The organism is Exiguobacterium sp. PvP048, assembly GCF_040549175.1.
In the GTDB taxonomy this organism is placed as follows: Bacteria; Bacillota; Bacilli; order Exiguobacteriales; family Exiguobacteriaceae; genus Exiguobacterium_A; species Exiguobacterium_A artemiae.
This window is the reverse complement of record NZ_JBEPSU010000002.1, coordinates 550264-574025: the sequence shown is the minus strand read 5'-3', so window position 1 is coordinate 574025 and position 23762 is coordinate 550264. Positions and strand designations below refer to the sequence as shown.

At 47.3% G+C, this 23762-nt stretch carries 29 protein-coding genes and 1 other RNA gene; 16 read left to right on the top strand and 14 right to left on the bottom strand.

Going from position 1 to position 23762, the window contains the following annotated elements; genetic code table 11:
* Positions 1-2 precede the first annotated feature (2 nt).
* Complete coding sequence (locus ABIC15_RS07400; protein ID WP_354020287.1) at positions 3-947, bottom strand: SMI1/KNR4 family protein; 945 nt, start codon at positions 945-947, stop codon at positions 3-5.
* Positions 948-1118: 171 nt separating this feature from the next.
* Between ABIC15_RS07400 and ABIC15_RS07395 the strand changes: the two genes are divergently transcribed.
* Together ABIC15_RS07395 and ABIC15_RS07390 are read left to right on the top strand one after the other, a co-directional pair.
* Positions 1119-2024, top strand: coding sequence for a DMT family transporter (locus ABIC15_RS07395; protein WP_354020286.1), 906 nt, complete (start codon positions 1119-1121; stop codon positions 2022-2024).
* A 14-nt stretch (positions 2025-2038) separates the two neighbouring features.
* A complete protein-coding gene (locus ABIC15_RS07390; protein WP_214853512.1) occupies positions 2039-2503 on the top strand; it encodes a hypothetical protein in 465 nt (154 codons plus the stop codon).
* 84 nt (positions 2504-2587) lie between these two features.
* Here ABIC15_RS07390 and ABIC15_RS07385 read toward each other — a convergent pair whose 3' ends face one another.
* Positions 2588-3067 (bottom strand): glutathione peroxidase, encoded by a 480-nt coding sequence (locus tag ABIC15_RS07385; protein ID WP_131972948.1) that lies wholly within the window; start codon positions 3065-3067, stop codon positions 2588-2590.
* 527 nt (positions 3068-3594) lie between these two features.
* Between ABIC15_RS07385 and ABIC15_RS07380 the strand changes: the two genes are divergently transcribed.
* From ABIC15_RS07380 to ABIC15_RS07355, 6 genes are all read left to right on the top strand, one after another.
* A complete protein-coding gene (locus ABIC15_RS07380) occupies positions 3595-4566 on the top strand; it encodes a DUF2268 domain-containing putative Zn-dependent protease (RefSeq protein WP_354020283.1) in 972 nt (323 codons plus the stop codon).
* A 50-nt stretch (positions 4567-4616) separates the two neighbouring features.
* Positions 4617-5054 (top strand): hypothetical protein, encoded by a 438-nt coding sequence (locus tag ABIC15_RS07375; RefSeq protein WP_214848563.1) that lies wholly within the window; start codon positions 4617-4619, stop codon positions 5052-5054.
* Between the two features lie 77 nt (positions 5055-5131).
* Positions 5132-5356, top strand: a complete 225-nt coding sequence (gene relB, locus ABIC15_RS07370) for a type II toxin-antitoxin system RelB family antitoxin (RefSeq protein WP_026829710.1) — start codon at positions 5132-5134, stop codon at positions 5354-5356.
* On the top strand, positions 5353-5622 hold the full coding sequence (locus ABIC15_RS07365) for a type II toxin-antitoxin system RelE family toxin (protein ID WP_012370160.1): 270 nt from the start codon (positions 5353-5355) through the stop codon (positions 5620-5622). Before relB ends, ABIC15_RS07365 begins: the two co-directional genes overlap by 4 nt.
* Before the next feature lie 376 nt (positions 5623-5998).
* Positions 5999-6238 carry a hypothetical protein gene (locus ABIC15_RS07360; RefSeq protein ID WP_318928794.1) on the top strand — a complete coding sequence of 80 codons (240 nt, stop codon included), beginning with the start codon at positions 5999-6001 and terminating at the stop codon, positions 6236-6238.
* Positions 6239-6253: 15 nt separating this feature from the next.
* Entirely contained in the window at positions 6254-7171 is a 918-nt protein-coding gene (locus ABIC15_RS07355; protein WP_354020280.1) for a DMT family transporter, read from the top strand.
* A gap of 44 nt (positions 7172-7215) precedes the next feature.
* Here ABIC15_RS07355 and ABIC15_RS07350 read toward each other — a convergent pair whose 3' ends face one another.
* From ABIC15_RS07350 to ABIC15_RS07335, 4 genes are all read right to left on the bottom strand, one after another.
* Positions 7216-7761: a hypothetical protein gene (locus ABIC15_RS07350; protein WP_354020278.1), complete on the bottom strand. Its 546-nt coding sequence runs from the start codon at positions 7759-7761 to the stop codon at positions 7216-7218.
* 73 nt (positions 7762-7834) lie between these two features.
* Positions 7835-8308 carry a GNAT family N-acetyltransferase gene (locus ABIC15_RS07345; RefSeq protein WP_354020276.1) on the bottom strand — a complete coding sequence of 158 codons (474 nt, stop codon included), beginning with the start codon at positions 8306-8308 and terminating at the stop codon, positions 7835-7837.
* A 38-nt stretch (positions 8309-8346) separates the two neighbouring features.
* Entirely contained in the window at positions 8347-8634 is a 288-nt protein-coding gene (locus ABIC15_RS07340; protein ID WP_354020274.1) for a hypothetical protein, read from the bottom strand.
* A gap of 66 nt (positions 8635-8700) precedes the next feature.
* Positions 8701-9315 (bottom strand): SMI1/KNR4 family protein, encoded by a 615-nt coding sequence (locus ABIC15_RS07335; RefSeq protein ID WP_354020272.1) that lies wholly within the window; start codon positions 9313-9315, stop codon positions 8701-8703.
* Positions 9316-9478: 163 nt separating this feature from the next.
* Here ABIC15_RS07335 and ABIC15_RS07330 point away from each other — a divergent pair, with 163 nt between their 5' ends.
* Both ABIC15_RS07330 and ABIC15_RS07325 read left to right on the top strand, forming a co-directional pair.
* Positions 9479-9805, top strand: a complete 327-nt coding sequence (locus ABIC15_RS07330; protein WP_318094300.1) for an ABC transporter permease — start codon at positions 9479-9481, stop codon at positions 9803-9805.
* A 53-nt stretch (positions 9806-9858) separates the two neighbouring features.
* Positions 9859-11064, top strand: coding sequence for a hypothetical protein (locus ABIC15_RS07325; RefSeq protein WP_354020270.1), 1206 nt, complete (start codon positions 9859-9861; stop codon positions 11062-11064).
* Between the two features lie 414 nt (positions 11065-11478).
* Here the strand turns inward: ABIC15_RS07325 and ABIC15_RS07320 are convergent, their stop codons facing one another.
* Together ABIC15_RS07320 and rnpB are read right to left on the bottom strand one after the other, a co-directional pair.
* Entirely contained in the window at positions 11479-12624 is a 1146-nt protein-coding gene (locus tag ABIC15_RS07320) for a THUMP domain-containing class I SAM-dependent RNA methyltransferase (protein ID WP_354020268.1), read from the bottom strand.
* 110 nt (positions 12625-12734) lie between these two features.
* An RNA gene (rnpB, locus tag ABIC15_RS07315) (RNase P RNA component class B) lies at positions 12735-13108 on the bottom strand.
* Positions 13109-13242: 134 nt separating this feature from the next.
* Between rnpB and ABIC15_RS07310 the strand changes: the two genes are divergently transcribed.
* Positions 13243-13686 (top strand): hypothetical protein, encoded by a 444-nt coding sequence (locus tag ABIC15_RS07310; RefSeq protein WP_233494547.1) that lies wholly within the window; start codon positions 13243-13245, stop codon positions 13684-13686.
* 55 nt (positions 13687-13741) lie between these two features.
* Here ABIC15_RS07310 and ABIC15_RS07305 read toward each other — a convergent pair whose 3' ends face one another.
* The 4 genes from ABIC15_RS07305 to ABIC15_RS07290 form a co-directional block, all read right to left on the bottom strand.
* Positions 13742-15085, bottom strand: a complete 1344-nt coding sequence (locus ABIC15_RS07305; RefSeq protein ID WP_354020266.1) for a S8 family peptidase — start codon at positions 15083-15085, stop codon at positions 13742-13744.
* A gap of 60 nt (positions 15086-15145) precedes the next feature.
* A complete protein-coding gene (locus tag ABIC15_RS07300) occupies positions 15146-15562 on the bottom strand; it encodes a hypothetical protein (protein ID WP_147511357.1) in 417 nt (138 codons plus the stop codon).
* 59 nt (positions 15563-15621) lie between these two features.
* Positions 15622-16314 carry a hypothetical protein gene (locus ABIC15_RS07295; protein ID WP_354020264.1) on the bottom strand — a complete coding sequence of 231 codons (693 nt, stop codon included), beginning with the start codon at positions 16312-16314 and terminating at the stop codon, positions 15622-15624.
* A 68-nt stretch (positions 16315-16382) separates the two neighbouring features.
* Positions 16383-17378, bottom strand: coding sequence for a potassium channel family protein (locus ABIC15_RS07290; protein WP_354020262.1), 996 nt, complete (start codon positions 17376-17378; stop codon positions 16383-16385).
* A 69-nt stretch (positions 17379-17447) separates the two neighbouring features.
* Here ABIC15_RS07290 and ABIC15_RS07285 point away from each other — a divergent pair, with 69 nt between their 5' ends.
* The 3 genes from ABIC15_RS07285 to ABIC15_RS07275 all read left to right on the top strand — a co-directional run bounded on the left by ABIC15_RS07285 (position 17448) and on the right by ABIC15_RS07275 (position 18913).
* A complete protein-coding gene (locus ABIC15_RS07285) occupies positions 17448-17675 on the top strand; it encodes a DUF1659 domain-containing protein (RefSeq protein ID WP_114596060.1) in 228 nt (75 codons plus the stop codon).
* Positions 17676-17709: 34 nt separating this feature from the next.
* A complete protein-coding gene (locus ABIC15_RS07280) occupies positions 17710-17916 on the top strand; it encodes a DUF2922 family protein (protein WP_131502839.1) in 207 nt (68 codons plus the stop codon).
* Between the two features lie 97 nt (positions 17917-18013).
* Complete coding sequence (locus tag ABIC15_RS07275) at positions 18014-18913, top strand: hypothetical protein (protein ID WP_354020260.1); 900 nt, start codon at positions 18014-18016, stop codon at positions 18911-18913.
* A gap of 144 nt (positions 18914-19057) precedes the next feature.
* Here the strand turns inward: ABIC15_RS07275 and ABIC15_RS07270 are convergent, their stop codons facing one another.
* Positions 19058-19480, bottom strand: coding sequence for a hypothetical protein (locus ABIC15_RS07270; protein WP_354020258.1), 423 nt, complete (start codon positions 19478-19480; stop codon positions 19058-19060).
* Positions 19481-19835: 355 nt separating this feature from the next.
* Between ABIC15_RS07270 and ABIC15_RS07265 the strand changes: the two genes are divergently transcribed.
* The gene (locus tag ABIC15_RS07265) at positions 19836-20519 is read left to right on the top strand and encodes a lytic transglycosylase domain-containing protein (protein WP_012370142.1); all 684 of its coding nucleotides are present in this window, start codon (positions 19836-19838) and stop codon (positions 20517-20519) included.
* Positions 20520-20533: 14 nt separating this feature from the next.
* Positions 20534-21115, top strand: coding sequence for a DUF1643 domain-containing protein (locus ABIC15_RS07260; RefSeq protein ID WP_318930058.1), 582 nt, complete (start codon positions 20534-20536; stop codon positions 21113-21115).
* 233 nt (positions 21116-21348) lie between these two features.
* Here the strand turns inward: ABIC15_RS07260 and ABIC15_RS07255 are convergent, their stop codons facing one another.
* Positions 21349-23685 carry a glycoside hydrolase family 31 protein gene (locus ABIC15_RS07255; RefSeq protein WP_354020255.1) on the bottom strand — a complete coding sequence of 779 codons (2337 nt, stop codon included), beginning with the start codon at positions 23683-23685 and terminating at the stop codon, positions 21349-21351.
* Positions 23686-23762 lie beyond the last annotated feature (77 nt).

Here is a 23762-nt window from a genome sequence, read left to right as displayed (position 1 = left end):
TGTCATGCTTTTTCCCAGCCCGGTAACGGACGCGGTAAGTCGTTCACAAAGGCTTGATACCCGTCATACTGCATGATTTGGGTTTGCGGATGTTCGACGCGTTTCGCGATCTGTTCACCGGATGCATCTTCACTTTCCCAAAGCGGTGCTTCTTTCTGAAATACTGTGATTTCTGTAAAATGGAACCGTAGTTCTTTCAAAGTACTCACAAGAGAACGATGCACCTGTTTCATCGTATCGTAGTCAGATCTCCACCATAAATCAGGTTTTCCATTTTCATATGTATAGAAAGAAACAATAAACCCTCCCCGGCGGTAAATCGGATACTCAATTTCAATCCGGACCCGTTCCTCGGACGCAATTGGTACGCCCGCCTGCACGTCCTCCATTTCTTCTTCAACATAGTAATCATCTTCCCGGACATCAAAGCTGTTGAACTCCCAGTACATGTCGCCTTGGGCGATGATCGAACGTTCCAGAAACGTCCCGAAATTTTGACCGATGGCATCGGTGTCTTCAGTCGACCCTTCATGATACTTCCAGTACATGTAAGGGGTATCTTCCGTTTTTGCATGATCCGTGTGAATCAAAAGGTACCCTTCGTTGATTTCGCCGATGATCCAGTAATGATCATAGTCTTCATCAATCAGTCCGTCTTCCTTAGCTTCGATTGTCTTTTCGATCACTTCCTCGAGCGGATACAAGACCAGCCCCTCATCGCCCAACATGAACAGTTTCGCTCCGTCATGCAGTTCGAGAAATGTCTGATATTCGCTCGGTAACGGTTGCTTGAACGAAGCTTCAAATGCTTGAATGGTTTTCGGTTTGACCGGTTTCGGCAGGTGAAACGTGGCTTGACCGATTGAATTGTAACTGCGCTGGATGAACGTCGATCCATGGCTGATTTTCTGTTTGAGTCCGTCAAGGACAACTGCGATTTGATTCATTGAATCCACCTTCTTAATTCTCTATGTATGAGCCGCCCTGCCTCATCTTCCTTTAGTCTACCATTTTACCAATAATTTGGGTGATCCTAACTTCCTGTTTCTGTGGTATTCTTTTTCTAATCAAAAATGATCCTCATACAGCATCTATGTTTATTAACCTGGAGGTGAACCATGCAGAAACAGTCTTCGATGCTGCTGATTTTACTCGCAGCAATGCTTTGGGGTACGACCGGCACGTCGCAAGCCTTTGCGCCGGAAACGGCCCACCCGATTGCGATTGGTGCAGTCCGCTTGGCGGTCGGCGGCTTCTTTTTACTCAGTCTCGTCTTACTGACTGGAAAGCTGAACTTAAAAGATTGGCCGTTGCCCACGATTTTTCTCGCTGCCGTCAGCATGGCTGCCTATCAGCCGTTGTTCTTTTCGGCCGTTCTTATGACCGGAGTCGCCGTCGGAACGGTCGTCGCGATCGGCAGTGCGCCGATGTTTTCCGGACTGATTGAATGGCTGGTCTTAAAAAATCGACCGGGCACGATTTGGTGGCTGTCGACGTCGCTATCGATTACCGGCTGTTTGTTGCTCGTCATGAATCAGGCATCCGTTTTCGTCAATCCGCTCGGCATTCTGCTCGCACTCGGTGCCGGACTATCGTTTGCTGTCTACACGTTTGTCAGCCGTGACTTAGTGAAAACCCATCCTCCATTATCGATCGTTGCGGTCGTCTTTACGCTCAGCGCTCTTTTGTTATCGCCACTGTTATTCCTGTTTGATCTGTCATGGCTCTTCAGTCTACGCGGTGCCGGCATCAGTCTGCATCTTGGCGTTCTCGCAACAGGATTTGCCTACTTATTGTTTGCCCGCGGTCTTGCGCACGTCTCATCGTCAACCGCTGTTACACTGTCACTCGGCGAGCCATTGACCGCTGCCTTGCTCGGTGTGTTTGTCCTCGGGGAGACGCTCAGTCTGTTGTCGTGGGTCGGCATTGTATTTTTATTTTGCGGTATCGGGTTGCTCGTCTGGTCGTCGCGTTCGATCCGGCAGCCGAACATTCCCGAACTCGCCAAGGAAAAACATTCTTAAGGAGGGATTCCGTCATGCACCTCACATTCGAAAAGCTGTTGTACCGGGAAGACTACCAGATTGCGCTCGATCACTTTGTCATAGATGAAAAAAACGGCGATCGATTGGCCTTTTATTTTCGCGGCCATACGGACGAAATCATGGTGCTCATCGGTGACTATTCCTGCAATTATTTTGAATTGTTGTTTGAAGCAGATTGCGTCCTGCTTCGCTCGTCGGATTTGCATGAACTGGATGACGGGCTGGAGTTTAGTCCGGTTCCGCTCACTCTGTATCAGGACTCGGCACTTCTGACCTTTGCGACGGCCTGGATGGGCTTGAAGCGGGACCCATCGCGCGACTGGACGCACTATGCCATCCGGGCATTCGAGCAGGATTTTCATGTCCTGTCCCCGCGTCCGCCGGTCTTTACGGATCTTGGTCATAAGATGAGTGACTTTACGGTCAGACATTCTTTTAATCTGCCGAAAGAGAATTAATATAAAAAAAGCCCTACCTCGCCAAAGGTAGGGTGATGCGACTCGTCCCGCCCGACGGCTTGCGCCGGACGGGACGTAATTCAATTATACATAGCGCTCCAGTGTTTTTTCAATCGTCTGAATCGAATCGACCGGCGCAAACCGTTTGACGACCCGTCCTTTTCGATCGACAAGAAACTTCGTGAAATTCCATTTGATTTTTGACGATAACAGACCACCCTGCTGTTGCTTCAAATACGTATACAACTGATGTTCCGTCGGTCCGTTTACGTCAATCTTCTGAAACATCGGGAATGTCACACCGTAATTCAACTGACAAAACTGCATCGTTTCCTGCTGATCGGCAAACTCCTGATTGTTGAATTGGTCACACGGGAATCCGAGCACTTTGACACCTTGATCGGCATACTTGTCATGCAACTGTTGCAGGTCTCCGAGTTGCTTGACGAGCCCGCACTTACTTGCAGTATTGACGATGACAAGCACCTCTCCGGCGTAGTCGTTGAGTGAAACAGTCTGACCGGTTGCGTCCTGTACCTCGATTTCATAGAGCGATGTATTCATTTTCATTCCCCCTTTGTCATCAGTATACCTCGCTGAAAAAGCACCGTCTTTTTTGAACACGCGTCAACTTACTTACCAGATGTGTTCATCCCGGTCGCTCAGCTTAATGACAAACGGCATGATCAACAGAAAAAACAGACTGATGTATCCGAGTGACAGATAATGTTAGGTATCTTTTGATAGATACTGTTTCTTTCCGCAGTTCGGACAGGCCTTGTCATGGTTTGCAATACTGACTGCAAGCACATCCTTCGTCTTCCACTTATAACCACAATTCGTGCATCGTAGCATCTCATCATCCCCTTTCCTCTTTTTACCTGTTTTTTTGAACAAAGGTTTCATGAATACGATGATTGCTTGAGAAAATTCAATCAGCGAAATTAACTATTCTCCTTTAATAGCTTCAAGCATCATTAAACTCCTTAATTCCCATGGTATAATTTTACATATGAAGTTCTGAAATTTATGCTCATCAATCAACGAGAACATTCATCAGCCTAACGAATTCGAAATGGAGGTCATTCCCTTTGAAAAAAGTAATCGCGCCTTTGCTCTGCATCCCAGTTCTGCTGTTAGCAGCCTGTACAGACGAAACAGAAAAAGCCGTGACGCACTCTGAAAGTAAAGAATTTAAACTAGAAACTGTGAAGATCGGCGAAGATGGTGAATTAAACATCGTGCCGCTTTATGCGCCCTATCAAACTTATTTGAAAGCATCGCTTAAAGCCGATACTTCAGAAACGGATTCAAAAAATTACGCAGAATACGTCCTTCGTTACATAGATAAGATTGGAGAGAAGGAAAATTTTGATCCGACCACCCTAGAAACTTTCTTCATGTTGAAGGCAACAGCTTACGAGCAGGATATGCTGAACCAAACAAATGAATTGATGAAACAGCATGACGAAATCAAAGATATCATTACGAAAAACTATAGCGCTTCCTATGAAGCGCTCCCCAAAAAGAAAGCTACGATTTTCATCGCACCGTCCAACCCAGAATTTTGGTCAATGACGGATCCTTTGGCCGGAGTGTCAGGAGCAGCTTTTCAAGACTCGATTATCATTCAACTGAATCCAAACTTCGATAAAGAAGTTTTGGCCTATACGATTGCGCATGAATATCATCATCTGGTTTTAAATGATACACCCGAGTTAAGCAGAATTGACACATCCCTTGATTCGGTCATCTTCGAAGGAAAAGCAGATGCCTTTGCCGATCAGATCGTCACGGACGTCTCGCCTCCTTGGAATATACCGATGGATGATACGACCAAAAAACATGTGGCGCGTCTGATTCGAAACGGCGAAGCCACTTATCAGGATGTTGCCATCGGGAACGAACAAAAAGATATCCCGATTTGGAGCAGATACTCTTTAGGACGTGATATCTTAAGTCATCATTTGAAGATCAATCCTGATCTTTCCATCAAAAAATGGACGTATGAAGAGAATCACGCTGTTTTGAACGGGTATAAATATCAAAAGCTCCTTGAATGAAAAGATTGTTGACACAGAAGAATACCACTTACGAAGGAGGACAGTTTCACATGCGTAAATTTTTATTAATCGGCTCCGTGATGATCATCATTGCTTTTTTCGTTCAATTCGAACCTTTCCGTGATGAACCACCCGATCCCCGTGTCGAGATACAGGGAAAAAGTATTCCAACGGTCCAAGGGACATTTTGCTGGAGTGGTATGTTTAGTGGCCAATGCGTCGATAAAATCTATGTAGACGGTTTGCACATGACTGAAAAAAGTAAACCGGTCACCGTCATGCCGAACGAGAAAATCCAGATTTCCTTCGATCCAGAACCTGATACGATCAAAATCCTTCGATTTAATAAGGAGACCGGTAAGCGGGTTACATTAAAAAATAATCAACTCGTAACACCGAAAGAAGCCGGCACATATGCCTATGAACTTCAAGCAAGATGGTCCGAGAATGGTGACGGTCAGTTTGCTTTCTTAATCAAAGTAGATTGAAGGAAGAACAAATAAACCTCGTGTCTGTACTAACATCTGAATATGTATTACAATGTATTACAAAGGAGATGATAAGTATGAGTACGATTTCTGTTCGACTCGATGATCAGGATACGCGACTGATCAAAGAATATGCGAAAGCAAAAAACATCACGATTTCTACACTTGTTCGCGATGCCGTCCTCGATCGAATTGAAGACGAGATTGATTTACAACTCTATCATGATTCCATGGCAGCACACCGCAAAAAATCAGAAGCAATTTCGTTTGACGATATGATGAAGGAACTTGATTTAGAATGACAACATATACAGTGGAGTTTGAGCGTGGAGCTCAAAAGTCCCTTAAGAAGATGGATCCTCAACAATCGCGGATCATCATGTCCTGGATCAAGAAGAACCTGGTCGGGACGGATGATCCGCGTCGTCATGGAAAGGGACTTATCTCGAATCGTTCGGGTGAATGGCGGTATCGCATTGGCGACTATCGTCTGATTGCTGACATCCAAGATGACAAAGTCTTGATCTTGATTCTTGAGATCGGACATCGTCGAGATATCTATAAATAAGGGAGTTAAGACTCACGAATGAGGAAACATATTCGTTTCTCTTTTTAACGACCGTTTTTGCAAACATAACTTAAACATTATTTATACGTATGATGAAAAGGAGCAACGTGCCTTCACCTCTAACAGAGAAGGAATTTTGCTCCTTTTAAGGTGTTACTTAGTCTACGCTGTTCAGATTCCCATACCATTTCTTCTATCCTAAACTGTCTTCTATCAGTTAGCTATTACCGGTACACCGTCCTCTTCTCGATTCATAATACAAAAATCCGTAGTTTTAGAGGATTACAGGCAAAGACATTTAAGGTGCCCCTTACTCAGTTGTAAATTTTACGTAAAAATGTATAATAATATAATAAATCAAACAGGATGTGATTGGATGCAAAAAACATTACTCTACCTTTCGATACTGAACAGTGTTTACCTCGTAATTAACTCATTCACGTATTCCGACAGTTTCCTTAACGCCCCGCTCGGCTTAACAACACTGTTCGCTGTCATTTTATTGGTTTTCAATGACAGAGCAAAGAAAACGGGACGCTCGTTCTTTACAAAAACAACGGATACCCTCAGTTTCATTAACATTTTAATCGGGCTTTCGCTGATTGTCTTGATCTAGGAGTAGAGTCTATTTATGACGATTTTCATGTACATCTTTTGTTTACTCATCTGGGGTCTTAATTTCATTGCCGTCAAGATTCAAAGGACGCCGGTCAGCCTGGAGCTATCATTGACCTACCGTTTAATCCTGACTGCTGTGTTGTTCAGTCTTCTGGCATGGTTCATGAAACCGGTCGGAAAACCTCTGAAACAGGATATTCCGTATATCCTGGTGTTCGGGATCTGTAATTTTGCACTCAGCTATCTCTGTCTCTATTACGCGACGATGCTTAGTTCAGCCGCAATCGTCACGTTGATTTTTTCACTGAAAGTGATCCTGACACCCGTTGCCTTGCGAATTTTTTTAAAAGAACAGCTCCATCTCCGCATCCTGTTTGGCGGCCTGCTCGGTGTGCTGGGTGTTTTGATTTTACTGTATCCGACTCTATCCGACATACATCCGAATGATATGAAAGGAATTTTACTTGCCCTGCTTGGTACTGGCATTACAGCAATCGGCGACGCCAGTTCCGCACGAAATGCGAAGCAGAAAGTAAATCCGGTGTATGCCAATGCCATCGGCTTCACGGCAGGAGGTATTTTGCTCGGATCCGTCTTATGGTTTCAGGGGCAGACCGTTAGTGTCCCGCCATCCGTTTCTTACTTGTCCGCGCTTCTTTACCTCACGCTGCTCGCATCGTTTGGCGCCTGGTTCTTTTACCTGAAGTTGGTCGAGAGCATCGGTGGTGCCAAAAGCGGCTACATGGTAGCTCTGTTTCCGGCAATTGGAGGAGTCGCTTCCGTCCTGATCGGTGAATCAAATTTATCGATTTACTTAGTGTTCGGTTGCTTGTTCAGTTGTACCGGTGCCGCTGTTGCGTTAGGTATCGGAACTTCTCTTCGAAAGCGGTTGTCGAGTAAACGGCCGTCGATGAATGCCGATTTGAAATAATCAGACGTCACCTGTTTCCGGCTGTCCGTCGGAAACAGGTTTTTTCATTCGTCGATGATTTCCCGGTCTTGAAAGGGATGCTCCGTAAAGTTCGCAACAAAACCAAAACCAGCTGCATCGTGAAAAATCATTAGATAGTAGATATCCTTCGATGGAATTGAAAAATCGAATTCAAATAACAACCAGTCCTCCGGAACATTGATGATCGAAACGTCTTTTTCCGTCGTGATCAAAACATTTTGCCCGTTATACGCATCAAAATAAGCTAGCGGAAGAAGCTGTTCGATTTCTTCGAGTGAACGTATTTCAAGGAGATGATGATACCGTCCTCTTGATAACTTGGTCGTTTCCCCTACTTTTGGAAGGCAAATCTCTGAACCACCACTAAAAGAATGCACATAGAGCGGATACCGTTTCAGTCCCAAAACGAAGTGTTTCAGAAGAGAAAACTTCCCATCTTGATATTGATCTGCTCCAGGAAATACAGGCTCATAATCTGTATCATCAAAAAAAGCATAGAATTGCGTGTCTCCTTGAAGTGTGGTTTTCCATTTAAACGTGTCGTCTAATCCTCCTAATAGTCGGTACAAAATCATCGACTCCACCCTTTCACTTTCGACTCGATTTCCTCGTTGTACGTCCCCATTAACTTTTGTTCCATATTCACTTCATGATCTCTGTATGCAGACGCATTTTGACGAATTCATAACTTCCGCCGTTCGTTTCCTGTTGAAACCGTTCGACCGGCTCAAAACCGTTTTTCGTATACAGCCGGATGGCCCGTTCGTTAAAAGCCGCGACGGCTAATTCGATTTGCTGTGGTTGATACTTTTGAATCGCAAAGGCGAGACCACTTTCCAAGAACGCTGTCCCGTTTCCCTGCCCCGTCAAATCCGGCCGCATCCCTAACGCCAATTCAAGGCTGCCCTGTCCGGGTTCGAACACAAAAAATCCGATTAGTTGTGTACTATCCATAACAGCATAGTAATGTTCCGTCCGTTGATCCGGATCCAAAAATTCCGCCAGGTCCTTTGGATCATTCGGCATATCGTAGAACGAAAAGTCACCCTCGTATTGCCAGTCATACGCAATCTGTTCCGCCTGACGTTGTGTCAGTGGTAAGTAGGTATAGGTCATTGTAAGCGATCTCCTTTCAAAAGGAATTTATGTATCAATCAAGATCGATTTTTTCTGTATTCGAGTAACAGTGGTGTCAGATTCAGTCCAATCGACACCATCGTTAAGAACCACCAAGCGCGTTCCATTCCGGGAACAACGTCTGCAAGCGCCGCCCAGTCTTCTGCTTCGACCCAGCTCACCAGTTGGCTGTATTCTGCGCACAGTGTGAGTGCCGTAAGCGATAAACCGGCAGCCATTGCGAATTTATAGTTTTTCCCGATGAAGTACAAAATCAGATTCACCGCCGTTGCTAGAATCGCAAGTATCCCGAACAGTAGCCACATGATACGATTCCTCCTCTCCTTGTTGTGTTTCCTATTGTTATTCCTTTCAGCAATCAATCAAATATTTTATTTCTTATCTTCGAGATAAAATGTTTCGTCGATTTCTTCATACGTCGAAACATCATCATACGTTACAGTTAGTTCAGTGTCTTCTGACCACTCCCAAAAGTAATCGCCCTGCGCGATGATAGCACGTTCTAAAAAACATTCGAAATTTAAATTTAACGCAACAGCAGTGTCCAGACCATCTGATGGATGCACGACCGTGATATATGGTTTTTTAAAGGAGTCTTCTGCATCTGTACATTGATTTTTATCAATTAAAATCCATTTCTCATCTATTTGACCTATGATCCAGTAGTTTCCTTTTGAGAGGAGACCGTCTTCTGAATGGTGCTCTTCCGACATTTCGAGCATTTCCTCAAGAGGAAACAATTCTAGGATTAAATCGGATTCTGTTTCAAATAAACCGCATCCATTATGTAACGTTAAAAAATGTTTATAGTCTTTCGGCAAAGTAAAATTATCTTCAGGCAAGCAGGATTCAATTTCATGAGAAGTTAATGGTTTATTAAAACTACAAGTTGCCCATCCGTTTCGCCCGTATCTTCCCATAATAAATCTTGGCTCATCTTTAAACATTTGTTTGAGCAAATTCAATGTTCTTTCAATTGGTTTCATCTTATATCCCCCTCAATTTTCGAACTGCTCCTATTTACAAGTATTCTCTTCATTCTATACCTTTAATTGGAAATAAAGATACCAACTTCTCATGCTTATGGTATGATCAACTCAATATAAAAATTACATATATTACCTTTTAAAGCGGAGTGGAGGTTTTTGAATGAGTGGTGATGGACTAACTTGGAGTGTTCTACTATCAAGCTTAATCGTATTAAATGTATCGGCTATTCTTTTATACAGAAAAGGAAAAATGCCTTTATGGGGATCCGGGTTAATAATCGGAATTCTTGGACCAATCATCGCTTTGATAACCGGCTCTATTTTTTTAAAGATCGACTATAGTATGGGCGGAGACGGTTTTGGAGCAGCTTATTCAGCAGCTTTTATTGGATTCGTTATCGTTGGTAATGGAATCCTTTATCTTATTGTCGGTGTTGTAAAAGTGATTAGGAACTTCATTAGAAAACGTCAATTAGATCAACGATGATGAAAGCATAAAGTATCCATAAGTAAAATGAAAATTAAGGTGGTCTGTATATTTTGAGAGAACGAAGACGTTCGGATCGTTATTCATCAGGGCTTAATGGGAAAGGAACGCTACTGGCTATTTTTATCGTAATTGTCATAGGAGCAGTTGGGGGTATGGCGAGCAATGATGAAACGGTGGAAGTGAAAGAACCCAAGCAAGAAGCGAAAGCGGAGGATAAAAAAGAAACAGTTAATCAAGGAATGTCTGAAAAGAAAATTAAAACTACCGTTAAAGTGAAATCACCTAGCGATGTGAGCAATCTAAATGAAATACAACAAGCTGTGAATACGGGAGAAGATGACTTGCGAGACGCCCTCGATTCAACAAATCAATTTGTAGACGATCTCGTGACAAAGCAAGAAGCCTTACGTAAATCTAAAAATCTCGCTATTCAAGATTTCCAGAAAACCATCACTGGTGATGTCGTGGAAAAGCTCGATAATCAAATTTTATTGTTGAACGATGCAGCTCAAACTGCTCATTCCATGGCAACTGGCGTTTTCTTGAACAACGAAAAAAACATTTCAGTCGAAGGTACTGAAAATCTTGATTTTGTGAAGCTTGAACAGTTAGCAGACAATTTTAATTCAATGGCGTTTAGCTTAGAGACATACGGGATGGCTCGTAGTTTTGAATCTTGGGAAGAATCCTCTGCTTACCTACCAAGCAGACGGAAAGAGTCACTTCTCGCTATTCCTTTGAACGAAGCAATTCTTGACGCCTCTTCCGGAAATGCTTTAGAAGGAACTACTGATGCTTCTGAAATAATGAGTGAAGACGATGGAGAATTAATTGCAGAGCTTTTAGACGGTCAATTCCAATTTACAGCTATGTTGAAAGAAGCTGGTGAAAAATATTACCAAATGTCGCTCGAATATCCAGCAGAAGATGACGAGATGACAACGGGTGATGCCCTTTCCATTATGATAAATGGTATGTCTGAGAAAATTATCAGCATACAGAAGTCACCAACAGCTGACGGCAGCATTAAATATACTGCCAACTCCTTATCAGCGACGGTCATCAATATGCAATCTACCGTAGCAAATTTAATTAGTTCAGAGAAACTATTAAAAAGTGATGAAATGTCGGCACGTCAAGATGGATATTATCGAGGGCAAGAAGCGATTCAAAAGCTTACAAAGCTAAACAGCAGTTTGGATACTGCTGAATTTTCGCGACTAGATTTACCTACACCGGATATCGACGGGGTTTGACGAGACGGGGAAACGACTTCAACTCTCCTAGTCTGTGCTTGGCATGACCATTTCATACCTTTGCCCTTCCGACTTGCGTTGACGTTATCTCCGGATGCTCGCTTCTACAGAACTTCCTCCAGTTGAACGCTTTACGTCACTCGCACGACACTCTATTACTCGAAATCAGTACATATGCAAAAGTCATCCAAAACCGACTCGGATACGTCAATGCTAATGATAATGATAATACGACGATTAACACATACACTCACGTATTGCACACTTTAAAATTCAAATCCGGCCATGCAATTTTAACAGCTTTTAAAACACAAAAAAAACCGCTCTGTTGAGCGGTTTCCCAATGAAATCCCGATTGGCACATCAACTGTGCAATAAGTGTACACTGGGATTTCTGTAAGTGCTAGAAATGGCTTAAGACTGCGGCTTTTTCCGACGAAGACCATAATATTGATAAAATTGTACTTCGATATTACCATTGTAAAGCTTACGGCGTTTCGTCGCCGGGCGGCCGAATGCTTTTTCGAACTCGACGTATGACGTGATCATATAGACACTGTAATACGGGAATTCTTTGAAGGCATTGCCGATTTTCCGGTACAGCTGATGGACTTCACGGGCGTCCTCGAGACGTTCCCCGTACGGCGGGTTGCCGATGATGACACCAAAGTCTTCCTTCGGCTTGAAGTCGGCTGCGTCGCGTTGCATTACGTTGATCGCGTCCCGGACGTCTGCGAGCTCGGCGTTTTGTTTCGCGAGCTTGACCATCTCCGGATCCGTATCGTTGGCATAGATTTTAAGCGGCTTGTCCCACTCGGCTTTTTCGTTGGCTTCCTTAATTGCATCGAACCAGGCTTTTTTCGGGATACATGCCCATTCCTGCGACGCAAATTCGCGGTTGATGCCGGGTGCGATATTGCGGCCGATCATGGCTGCTTCGATCGCCAGTGTCCCGGATCCCGTAAAGACATCGTAGAGCGGCATATCCGGCTTCCAGTTCGTCAGCATCAGCATCGCCGCTGCCATCGTTTCTTTCAGCGGTGCTGCCGAGTGGAACTCGCGGTAACCGCGTTTATGCAGGGCGTCGCCTGACGTATCGATCGTCAGCGTCGCGATGTCTTTTAAAAGCGCCACTTCGATCGGGAAGCTGGCTCCCGTTTTCGGTAACCACTCGTCACCCATGTTGTAAGCTTCCTGCATGTGCGAGACGATCGCTTTTTCCGTGATCTTCTGACAGTCCCGGATTGAGAACAACTTCGATTTGACCGAGCGGCCGTTGACGACGTAGTTCGCTTCCCACGGCAACAGTTCGCTCCACGGGAGGTCTTTGACCTGATCAAATAATTTTTCGAATGATGTCGCCTTGAATTCCGCAACGACGAGTTTGACGCGGTCTGCCGTCCGTAACCAGAGGTTGAGACGGGGAATGTCCTCGAGCTCACAATCGATGTAGACCTTTCCGTCTTCGACCGTACATTCGTATCCTAAATCGCGGACTTCCTTGGCGACGAGGGATTCGATTCCCATTGCCGCCGTCGCGATGACTAAACGTTTTGCCATGATTGTTCACGCTCCTACCTGTTTCTAAAATTTCCAAAAATCATTTCAATAAAAAAAGAGCCCAGTTGGACCTGGACTCTCGTTCAAAGTAAAAATAACAGCCTATGTGGTCCTGTAAGCCATGTTCTGTTCCCTAGTGTTGCAAACGGTTTGACCCTCACACGTGGGCGACAATCATCTATCTCCGTATTTACATACGCTCTCCTTCGCGTTCAGTTCCGCTCCGGAAATTCCCCTACCAAATTTGGGTTTCTCGCTCGTGGGGTTTACCTCGTTCCACCCTTACTGTTTCCAGTAAGGCTCCGTCACTGTGGCACTTTCAAGAAGTTTCGGCCATATCCGAAGACTTAGGCGTTCCTTCTGCCGTCAGCACGACGCTGCCTACACTTATCTTTTCGTGTAGCACGATCACTACAACCATCGCAGGTTGTGCGAGCATGGACTTTCCTCAAAGCACCGAAGTGCCCCGCAATTGTCCGAACCAACATAGTCACTGCTTAACAGTGTAGCGCACGTAAGCGTTTCTAGCAAGAGGTATTTCGCGATTGATGGGCGGAAAAGTTGCAATTCTTCCTGAATTTACGGTATAGTACAATGGTTCAGAAAGGGGCATATACCATGAAAAAAAGACGCTCTGGTACGAACCAGCGTACCGTACGGAAGTTGACGTTCTTGATCGAGATTGATGAAATCAAGGCCCTTCATCTCCGGAACGGCATTTTTGCCTTTTACCGCAAGGGTGAACTCATCCATGCGTTCGAGCCATTTAATGTAAAACAACCTGATGCATTTTCGAAACGGAGTTACCATTTTGACCAGCATGACATCTTATTGATGAATGAACGGTTCCCGCAACAGATTCCGCTGTACGATGAAGCGATGACGTTACGGTCGTGGGCGAATCAGGTCGAATACGGCTTGTATCAGCTAATCGATTCAGGACGCCTGTCGTTCATCCATGAAGACGATACCGGCTACAAAATGGAAGCAACGATTCAGTGGACCGGCGAAACGCTAGACGTTCCGACGCCCATCTATAAAAAAGGAAAAGACCCAAAGTAAATACTTTGAGTCCTTAACGAGCTGTCTCTCCTCAGGTGAGACGGCTTTTTTGTTGTTATTTGACGGTGATGACCCGCTCCGTCACACGTGTATGACGCCCGCTCGATGTCGCAAAGACGAGTTTATACGTCCCTGCTTCTTTTAAGGCGTACGTATACTTATGCGTGCCGTTCCGCAGATAGTCATTCGTAAACGTCTTGACGATTTTGCCGTCCTTGTACAGACGGGTCAGCGTCTTCGCGTTCGAATACTCGTCAAAGTAAAGTGCAAAAGGCTGGTTCGGCTTCAAGACGGACGGCACGGACACTTTCGAGACCGGTGACGGAATCGTCGCGAGCATACCGGCATTCAGACGGCCTGTCCCGTAATGGAGGGACGTATCCCCCGTCTTTTTCGCCGCTGCCGCATACAGATTGCTGCGGAGCGTACTGTTCGTAATGAACGGATTCTTTGATTTTGCCAGGGCAATAACACCGCTGACGATCGGTGTCGCCATCGAGGTTCCGTCGAGATACCCGTACTTGTTGCCGACCATCGTCGAATAAACCCCTTCACCGGGTGCCATGATGTTCAGCCCTCTGCCGTAGTTCGAGAACGTCGAAGCGCGTCCGAGCGTTCCGACTGAACCGACGGCAATGACGGATTTCATCGAAGCAGGGAATAACAGTTTATTGCGGCCGTCGTTTCCGGCTGCACTGACGACGACGATATTTTTCGCTTCCGCTTTTTTAATCGCGGCTTCCATGTACGGATCGTATTCGTATTGGCCGAGCGACAGATTGATCACGTCGGCGCCTTGGGAAATGGCATACAACACGCCGTCCCCGATATCGATTGAACTGGCGAAGTCGCCATCAAAGACGTCTGCGCCGATCAGTTTGACACCGGATGCGACACCGACCGTTCCTTTGCCGTCTTCCGCCGCCGCAACGATTCCCGCGACATGCGTCCCGTGATCGTCCGGTTTCCGGATGCCGGAAATCGTCGTCGTCTTATAGATGACGTTTTTAAACTCGAAATGATTGACATCAATCGCATCATCGATGACCGCAACACGAACGTCCGATTTACCACGGCTGTACTTCCAGTAAGTAGGAATACGCGATTGATCGAGATATGTCTGTTGCAATTGGGCGGAATCGGTCGCCTTTTCGACGACACTGACCGGAATCAAGTCGGCGTCGACATCTTTTTTGTCGATATGCGGCAACGGTTCGACGAGTGAGAACCCGTCCTGTTTCAATTCCCGGACTTCCTGCAGACCTTGTTCTGCAAGCCATGTTTGTTTCTGTTGTTCATTAAACGTCGGATCATACTGCACATATTGAGAATTAGCGAACGCAGAAGTAGGTAACCCTACAACGACAGCAAATGTGAGTAGCGCAAGTTTCTTTTTCAATGTGGACCCTGCCCTTCTCTTTTTACACGCCGATTCTATTGATGTGCTGATCCAAACAGACTAAAAAAATGGTACCGTCCCATCGGATTCTTCGCTGACTTCAAATGGAATGATTTTTCCGATCGTGACATAGGAGTAATAACGGACGAGAACGGCACGCCAACGCTTGGCATCAATCCCGGTCAAATCTTCACCGAGTGGGGAGCCGTCAAACGTTTCGAACTGTTGGCAGAAGAATGCTTCCTCTGCCTCGCTCCACGTCACGGCCTCCCCGATGAAACCGGTGGAAAACCGAACAAAATCAGCAATCGACGGACCGATTACTTCAGACGGCAAACGTTCGCTCATCCGACCAACCAGTTCATATCGATCCCGTTCCGCCTGATCGGCCTCTTCGAGTGAGTGGCACAATAAGACTTCCCGGTTGATTTCAACCAAAACGACATAATCACCTTGCGGCAAATTGACGTGTATCATCCCTACACCCCTTGAATTAAATTCATGCAGTATCTAGATGTCACTTTCTATGGGTTAATTTATAATGTCCATTTTCGATCAAACATCAATTCTATCGGTTCGTTATCCTTTGACTTTAACATACGAACCCGTGTCGTATCAATTTGATCAAGTAAATCCGCTTCTGCGAGCGAACGGATGACCGGTGCGTCCGACTGCTCAATCCGTGACCGGAACGGTGTCAGTAAATCCTGCTGACCGCTCGCGAGCGCGTACCACGCGAGGCGGGCAAACGATTCATCCTTCGCTGTCTCAAGCGCATAGCTTTCAAAAATGTCTGGTAAGTAACTGGAAAATTGATCAAGCGCGTCAATTCGTTCTGCGAGATCAAGTACCGTCAACCAACTTGGTAACGACAATAACGATTCACTTGACCACCAATCGATCAAATCAATATGTTCTTTAAACAACTGTTGCGCTTCATTGCGGTCGATGAAATGGTGCATCGTCTGAATCAATTCGTTCCAGGCGATCGACCAGTATTCTTCCGACGGATTGGCGGAAATGAAGAATTGACGATAGACCGTCAACAGTTCCGAGACTTCCTGAAGCTGCTCTACTTCGAGTCGCTGATTTAACCGACTAACTGCTTTTGTGAAATAACTTGGCTCTAATGTCAACGCCATATAGAGTAATTTCGGGACATCTTTTAATTCCCCTTGATCGACTGTCTCAAATAATTCCTGAATCCATTCTGGTTGTGGGTTTGTCATACACTTTTCTCCTCTGCATAGTAAATGTATTTACTATACCCGAAAAAGAATTAATGTAATCCTTTTCCTTATAAAGCCCCGATTCGCTGCGCCGTCTCTTCACTGCATAAGACAATCAACGTCGTATTCGGAGGAATCGGTTCGTTCAGCCGCCGGTTCAAGTCGAGTCGTTTACCGTCCGACAAAATTGTCACCCCGTCTTCGAGCAGGACGTGGAATGCGTCCCGAAACGTTTGCCACTCCGGTTTCGCAGGAATCGAAAACATGCCGTCCCCGTCCTTCGTCAACAGGTTCGTCACGACTTTCGAGACGCCGGGATGATACGCGGCAAGAATCGCCATACGGGCGACGGTCTCGTCGCCGAGCAGCACTTCATCGACTTTAACCTGTTCGAAGCTGTCGAGGTGTTCCTCAAGCATCATCTCAACGATCGTATAAATATTCGGATTCGCCCGCTCGATGCTTGCCGCGATCAACAGCGTCCGACCATCGGCAAGGGCCGGTGGAATCGAATGATCGGCGAGAATGATCGCCCGGGTCGCCTTTTTAATATTCGCCCGCTGTAATGTCGCGTCGAGCGCCGGATCACCGCTGACATAATGGAACCGCGGATGACTGAACGGTTCCCGTTCAAGATCATCAATCAAGATGACATCTGTCGTTTCCAGCAATTCGTCGATGACGTGTTTCGCCCGCCGGCTGTAGCCGAAGACTAACGTATGTCCCGTCTCTTTCACCTGTAATAACCCTCTTTCCTTTTGATTGCGGATCAACTGGACTCCGTCGACAAGCTTTGAAATCAACCCGCCGACAATCCCGATTCCGAAGATGAAGACGAAAATCGTCATGAACCGTCCGAAATCCGTATTCGGGAAAAAGTCCCCGTACCCGACCGTCACGACCGTCGTCATCGTCCAGTAGACGGCGCGGAAGTACGTTCCGAACGTCTCCGGTTCTGCCAGATACATGATCAGTGCGACACCGAACACAAATAAAAACGATGCATAAGCGAGCGTCCGCATCTTCAAAAACGACATCCGCCGTAAAAACCGTAACCAGACCATACTTTTTTTCACCCTTTCCGAACATTTCCTGTTTTCGTCCTGTCAATAAGGGCGAAGGAGGTGATACACATGACACAAGCTGAAGAAATCAAAACTAGTTTAGTTGTCGTCTTCGAACGAAACGACAAGGTGACACCAAACGGGGACGCGGTCCTCGCCCGTCGTCGCTTTAACGGACTGCGGTCGGATCTCGAACCGCAAGTCGTCGCATCCATCGGTCAAGCCATAGGCAATATGCTTGCCGGTTCGTACACACACACGGAAATCAGCCGTGACTTCGCTTTACTTAACGCTTAATTCACTCTGACTACACTAATGAAGGAGGAATTGGATGGAACACACGATTGTTTTGACATTCGATACGTTACTTAAAAAACCGTACCGCTTACGTCTGACGGGTGCGAAACCAGACACGTCGGTCGCCGAGATCAAGGCGCTCGGACAATTGATGGTCGACCACGATCCGTTTCACGACGGGCTCGTCAAGTTGAGCCAAGCCGAGCTGCAAAATAGTTCGGAATCACCTTACGTCATTTAAGCTGAAAAACTTCTTCCGTCATCATCACCAATAAAGGTGATGGTGACTTTTTTTTGGTATACTAGAAACATCAAGCAACTGGAAAGGAAGTCAATTTATGGCCAAACGCCCTCTTACGCCCCGCGAATGTGAACTCGTCGTCAGCAGCCTCTACGTGATGGAGCTGATTCCATTCGAAGGAATCATGGAACGACTCGAATCCATCACATTGCGCGACATCATCGGACCGGTCGCTACCGGCGAGATGTCCCGGGATCAGGCTGCCGACGCCCTCGATCAATACATCAAAGTGCGCCGCCGCCGGTTCCGAAACGTCCCTCCGGAACATCTTTGGTCGCTCGACGACCGGATGGAGCAGGAAGCGTTACGGATGATCCGCAAACGTGCGCCGTTGACGGCCGGTGAAAAACTGCAACCGAAAACCATCCCGTTCGAGATGGGCGACACGGTCGAAATGACCGTGACGGAAGTCCAGGAACGTAACGGAAAAGTCAACGTCATCGGCAAGGTCGGCCAAGTGACGGCGAAACTGCCCGTCGCGAACCGTCAAGCCATCAAAAGTAGCAAGACGATGTCCGCCTGGATCACCGGAATCGAAAAGAAACCGGCCTTGATTCACCTGTCGACGTCCGACTACGGAAAACACCAACCGTCCGCTGACGTAAAAGAAGCTTATGTTACGGCCATCGCTTCGCTTCGCCAGTACTTCGAGACGATGACTGTCCCGTCAACGGAAGAAGTCGATCTCGCGAAATCACTCTTCCAACGGATGATCCGCCGTGATCAGAACGACTGGTTTACGGTCTACGTCGCAATGGGTCGTCCACAGCTCGATCACGTCCGGCGCTGGGTCAAAGTCATCCAGATGCTCGGTAAGTCTTTACGCGGTGACGAGGAAGCAACACGTTTGCTCGCCTCGCAGGAAGACCGGTTCTTCAAAGATGCCTTGCTCCGGGCATGTCGGGCGGCTGAAAAAAGCTTCTCGAACCCTATGTAAGGCATTCGACTACGGGGAAGTCTTTTCCTCGTTAGTTTTAAAATCATTTTTTAATGACGGTCCCCCCATCTGTTTCGGCGATGAAGGGGATCGTTTTGCTGTTCACAAAAAAAACCGACGGCGTATGCCGTCGGTCAAAAGGAATTATGCGATATCAATCGTTGATTCAAGTGCCCGGCAGGTCCGGCGCACGGTCGGAAGGAAATCCGTCCGTTTGGCGACTCCGCCCTCAATCAAAAAGTGCTGGATGCCTTTCGTGCGTTGAATGGCCGTCAAGACGGTGACCAGTTCGATGAACCAGTTCGAAATCAGTTCGACGACCTGTTCATCAAATGCTGCTGCTCCATACACATCATACCCGTTTTCGCAGAGATGGTTCGGGAAACGCTCCTTGAACCGAAAAATCAGTGTAGCCGTCGTCGGAATGTAAAAGTGATCGAAGATGATCCGTTGTTCTTGATCTGTTTCTTTCTCCGTCAGTCCATCCATCATCAACTTCGGTTGACTCCCGATATCCAGAGTCCAACTTGTTTTCTTTCGTTCGCCAGTGGAAGTGATCGTTCGCATGGTTTCGTCCATCTCCTTTGATGTGTAAGCGTTTACCTCTTCATTTTACAAGCCAATCGACGATTCCTGCAACCGTCAAAATCTTAAAAATGAACGATGACTTCATCTGACATTCAGTCTATCAAATTTCGCTTGCTTTGACGATGTCAGTAATTAACAACCTCTTTCCCAGTTCCGAGCCAATTTAATCGCAAACACCCGTACTGGACGAAGGATTTCGACCGGCTGTCCGGCTCGTTCTTCACACATGTGACCGCTCTCACCGTTGCCTTGGAACGGACTTTACAAAAAAACTATTAGCCGCTAGCGAAATATGATACCATTCAGTGGAATCACAGAAAGAGGAGAGAACAATATGCGAAAAGTTTTTCGATTAAGCATCTTGTTCGTACTGATCGTCCTCATCGGTAGTAGCATCATCTACTGGCAAAACCGGGAACGTGTCCAAAATGAGCTGTATCGCACCTATTATGGACAGTACGGTGTCCCAGCCGAGAATATCGACATCTACGAACAAGCCGGTGACCGCTACGAGGTCGATTGGAAGTTACTTGCCGCGATTCACCGCGTCGAGACCATCTTCTCGAAATCGTCCGCCATGCAGTCTTCCGTCGGTGCAATCGGCCCTTTCCAGTTCATGCCGAAGACATGGGTCGGATGGGGATATGAAGGCGGAACGTCACTTGGCGACATCGAGCATGACGGAATTGATTTAACCGATCCGGAAGCCATCAAACAATACGGTGGACTGGGTGTCGATGCAAACGGAGACGGCAAAGCCGATCCGACGGATTTGACGGACAGCGCACACACGGCCGCGAAGTACCTCAATCAGCACGACGTCACGAAAAATTCGGACCGAGGAACGCTTGAAACTGCCCTGTTTGAATACAATCGCAGTGAACAGTATGTCATTGACGTCCTCAACCAATACGATGCCTATCAACAAAAAATCGAGCCGATTGATGCGAACGATCTCGATCTCAAAAAACAGACACTTGCCCAACTCCTTCGCATCAGCTTACGTTTGACCAACTAAAAGGAGGCACCACCATGACACAGCCCGATCGTTCGTCCTTGACGATTGAGGAATCGTCAATCCGCGTCCAGACGACGTTTGACGAAGCAAAAACAAAACGCTATTTACGGAGTTACATCTTTGACGACGTCACGGACGGCGCACACATCGCCGCCCTGATTTACACGCCGCGGACGACGGATGCTTTTTTATCCGGTACGACGACGCAGCGTGCCTACAACTTGATGAAAAAACATGTCGAAGGTCCGATCAAACAATACGATATCATCAGCCTGATGCCGGACCTGCTCGTCAGTGAAGATCTGCCGTTCGCGCAAGCCAGTTTCGACGAAATCAATTATGAGTTCATCGAAGAGACGTTACGCCGGGTCAAGGAAACAAACGGTGTCGTCTTGTGCGGCTGGGGATCGCCCGGCCGTCTGATGCACCATTTGCCGGCTTATGAAAAGCTGTTTGACCAGTATGCCGGTATCCTGTTCTGTTCCGGCATCACCTCAAAAGGGGAACCGAACCACCTTCGTCTGACCGTCGACGACAGTCCGATGATCACGTATCCGGATATGAAGCTGAAGGCGAAGAAATTAAAACGTAAATGATTGTACTAAAGGTGTTCTTTCCGCAGGTTGCGGAAGAACACCTTTTTGGTCGACTGTTTTTTCAGCTCACTCGTCATCCGACTCCTGCAGGGAAAAGCGCAGCCAAGCCTGCGCTGTCAGAGACAAACAAGACCCGGATTCGCGGTTTTGGAAAACTCGCGAATACTGGCTTGTGTCTCTCCTGAGGAAAGCGGATGAAAAGAGAGTGAGAGCTTGCACTACCTTGCTTTGTATTAGAACAACATGATCTCAAGCAGACAGTCGACGAGATCTTTCTCAAGATCAAGCGCCTGTAACTGATGCATCATATTGACCGGATCGAGTCGTTGCGACAGCAACCGGTACAAGCGGTCTTTCAAGTCGTACCCGATTTCTGCCTGGTCGAGGAACGTATACAACCGTTCCATCCGGTTATCGTTCGTCGACATGTCGACCTGGAGTGACAGCACCTGTGTCTCCCCGATTTCGCCGAGATCAACCGACAATGATTGGGTTTTATGGTCATACCGGCTCGGCAACACTTCGCCGTCCCGGGAGACGTGTCCTTCGTTGACTCCACGGAGAATTAACGTCACTTCGCGTTTCTCAGGCAACAGCTCGCGTTTGCCGAACGGTGTGGCAATCGTCAACGTCCGGGCCGCCCAGTCGAGTTCGAATGACGTCTCGACGTTTTCCCCGTCGCGGTGTGCGACACCGACATTATCATCTTCAAACAACGTAAACTGGTTCGAGGCGCCCGGGAAGACCAACAGTTCGAGATGCTCCGGATTGTTCAGTGCGTTCGAGTGTTCGAGGTGTTGACCGAGCGGAACGATGGCTCCGGCTTTCGCAAGGACGCCTTGATCTTCGAGCTTGCGGAACAGACGCATCTGTTTGCCGCCCGAGTACCGGTGACCGGTGAAGAAGTCAAACCAGTCCCCTTCCGGCAGCCAGGCCGTCGTCGCGGCGACGTGGAGCTTCGGATTCATCGGCTCGACGATTGGTGTGACCATCAGCTCCGTCCCGAAGTAATACTGGTTCGGTACGGCATAGGCCAGTTCGTCTTCCGGATGTTCATAGTACATCGGCGAAACGAGCGGTAATCCGTCAAAGTGATTGCGGGCGTTCATCGTATAGATGTACGGGACGAGCTGATGACGCAGACGGAGGTATTTCTTCATGACGTGTTCCGATTCCAGGGAATAACGCCACGGCTCTTTCCCGTTGAAGATACTCATCGTACTGTGCAGACGCATGATCGGACTGAATACCCCGTACTGTAACCAACGCGTCGACAGTTCGTCGTCCTTTTCCCCACGCTGGTGACCGCCGATGTCATGACTCCACCAGCCGTAGCCGATGTTTGATGCCGTCGCCGTGAAATACGGCTGGAACTTGAGCGACGCCCAGGAAATCAGCGTATCACCTGAGAAACCGACCGGATAACGGTGGCTGCCGGGACCGGCATAGCGGGAGAAGATCAACGGACGGTTACCGTCGCGCGCGATATCGAGTGCATGATAATGATTGAGCATCCAGAGCGGATCGAGCCCTTTCATCTTCGAATTGGCGCCTTGCTGCCAATCGATCCACCAGAAATCGACGCCGTCGGCTTCATGCGGATGGTGCAGTTTCGTAAAGTAGTTTTCAATGAACTCACGGTCCGAGAAATCAAATGGAATCCGGTCTTCCGTTTCCGGATCAACCCCCATCGCGACTGCCATCGCTTCGTACGCTTCCTCAAACCCACGGACACCGTCGGCCGGGTGCAGGTTGAGCGTCACCATCCGGTCGTCATCTTTTAACCATTGCAGGAAACCTTTCGGGTCCGGGAACAAATCGCGGTTCCACGTATAGCCGGTCCAGCCGCTGCCGTATTTCTCCGGAATATCCGTCACGTGCCAGTCCATGTCGATGACACTGACCGAAAACGGGACGTCTTCCGTCTTGAAGCGGGTCATCAAATCCTTATACTCTTTTTCGTTATAACGCCAGTACCGGCTCCACCAGTTTCCGAGGACTTGCCGCGGCAACATCGGTGTCGGACCGGTCAGGCGGTAAAAATCCTTCAGTGCCTGTTTATAGTCGTGACCGTAACCGAAGTAATAGATGTCCTGCGCCCCTTCTTGACGGGGTTCGACGAAATGATCTTCCGTCAGGACGAACGACGCCGAGTCATCAATCGCGGCGTACCCTTGGCGGGAGATGATTCCTTCTTCGAGTGGAATCTCACCGTCGGCATGGTCAAGCGTCCGTGCTGTTCCTTTGAGCGTCCGGAGCGGTCCGCCATACGTGTAGCGGCTGTAATACGTACTGAAGTTCCCAAGGACGTCGATGTACAGCGTATTCGACGCAAACGGTCCTTTCGTATAGTGCAAATGGACGTGTTCCGTAATGATTTGCAGTTCCGTCTCATCCTCGACGATTCGATACGAAGGGACCGGAAAATCGCGGTTCCAGACGGTTTGAGTCGGACGATCTTCAAATCGTCCGTCTGCTGCGTACTCGAGTCGAATCAGACGACTGGTGAGAACGGTGAAGCGGTAAGTGTCTCCTTGGACAATCGCTTCCGGTCGTGCCAATGGTTTCATGTCTCGGGTATAAAAATGGGATTCGTCAATTGTGCGCATACGGGATCAGGACGCGAACGCCCTTGTCACTTCCTTCC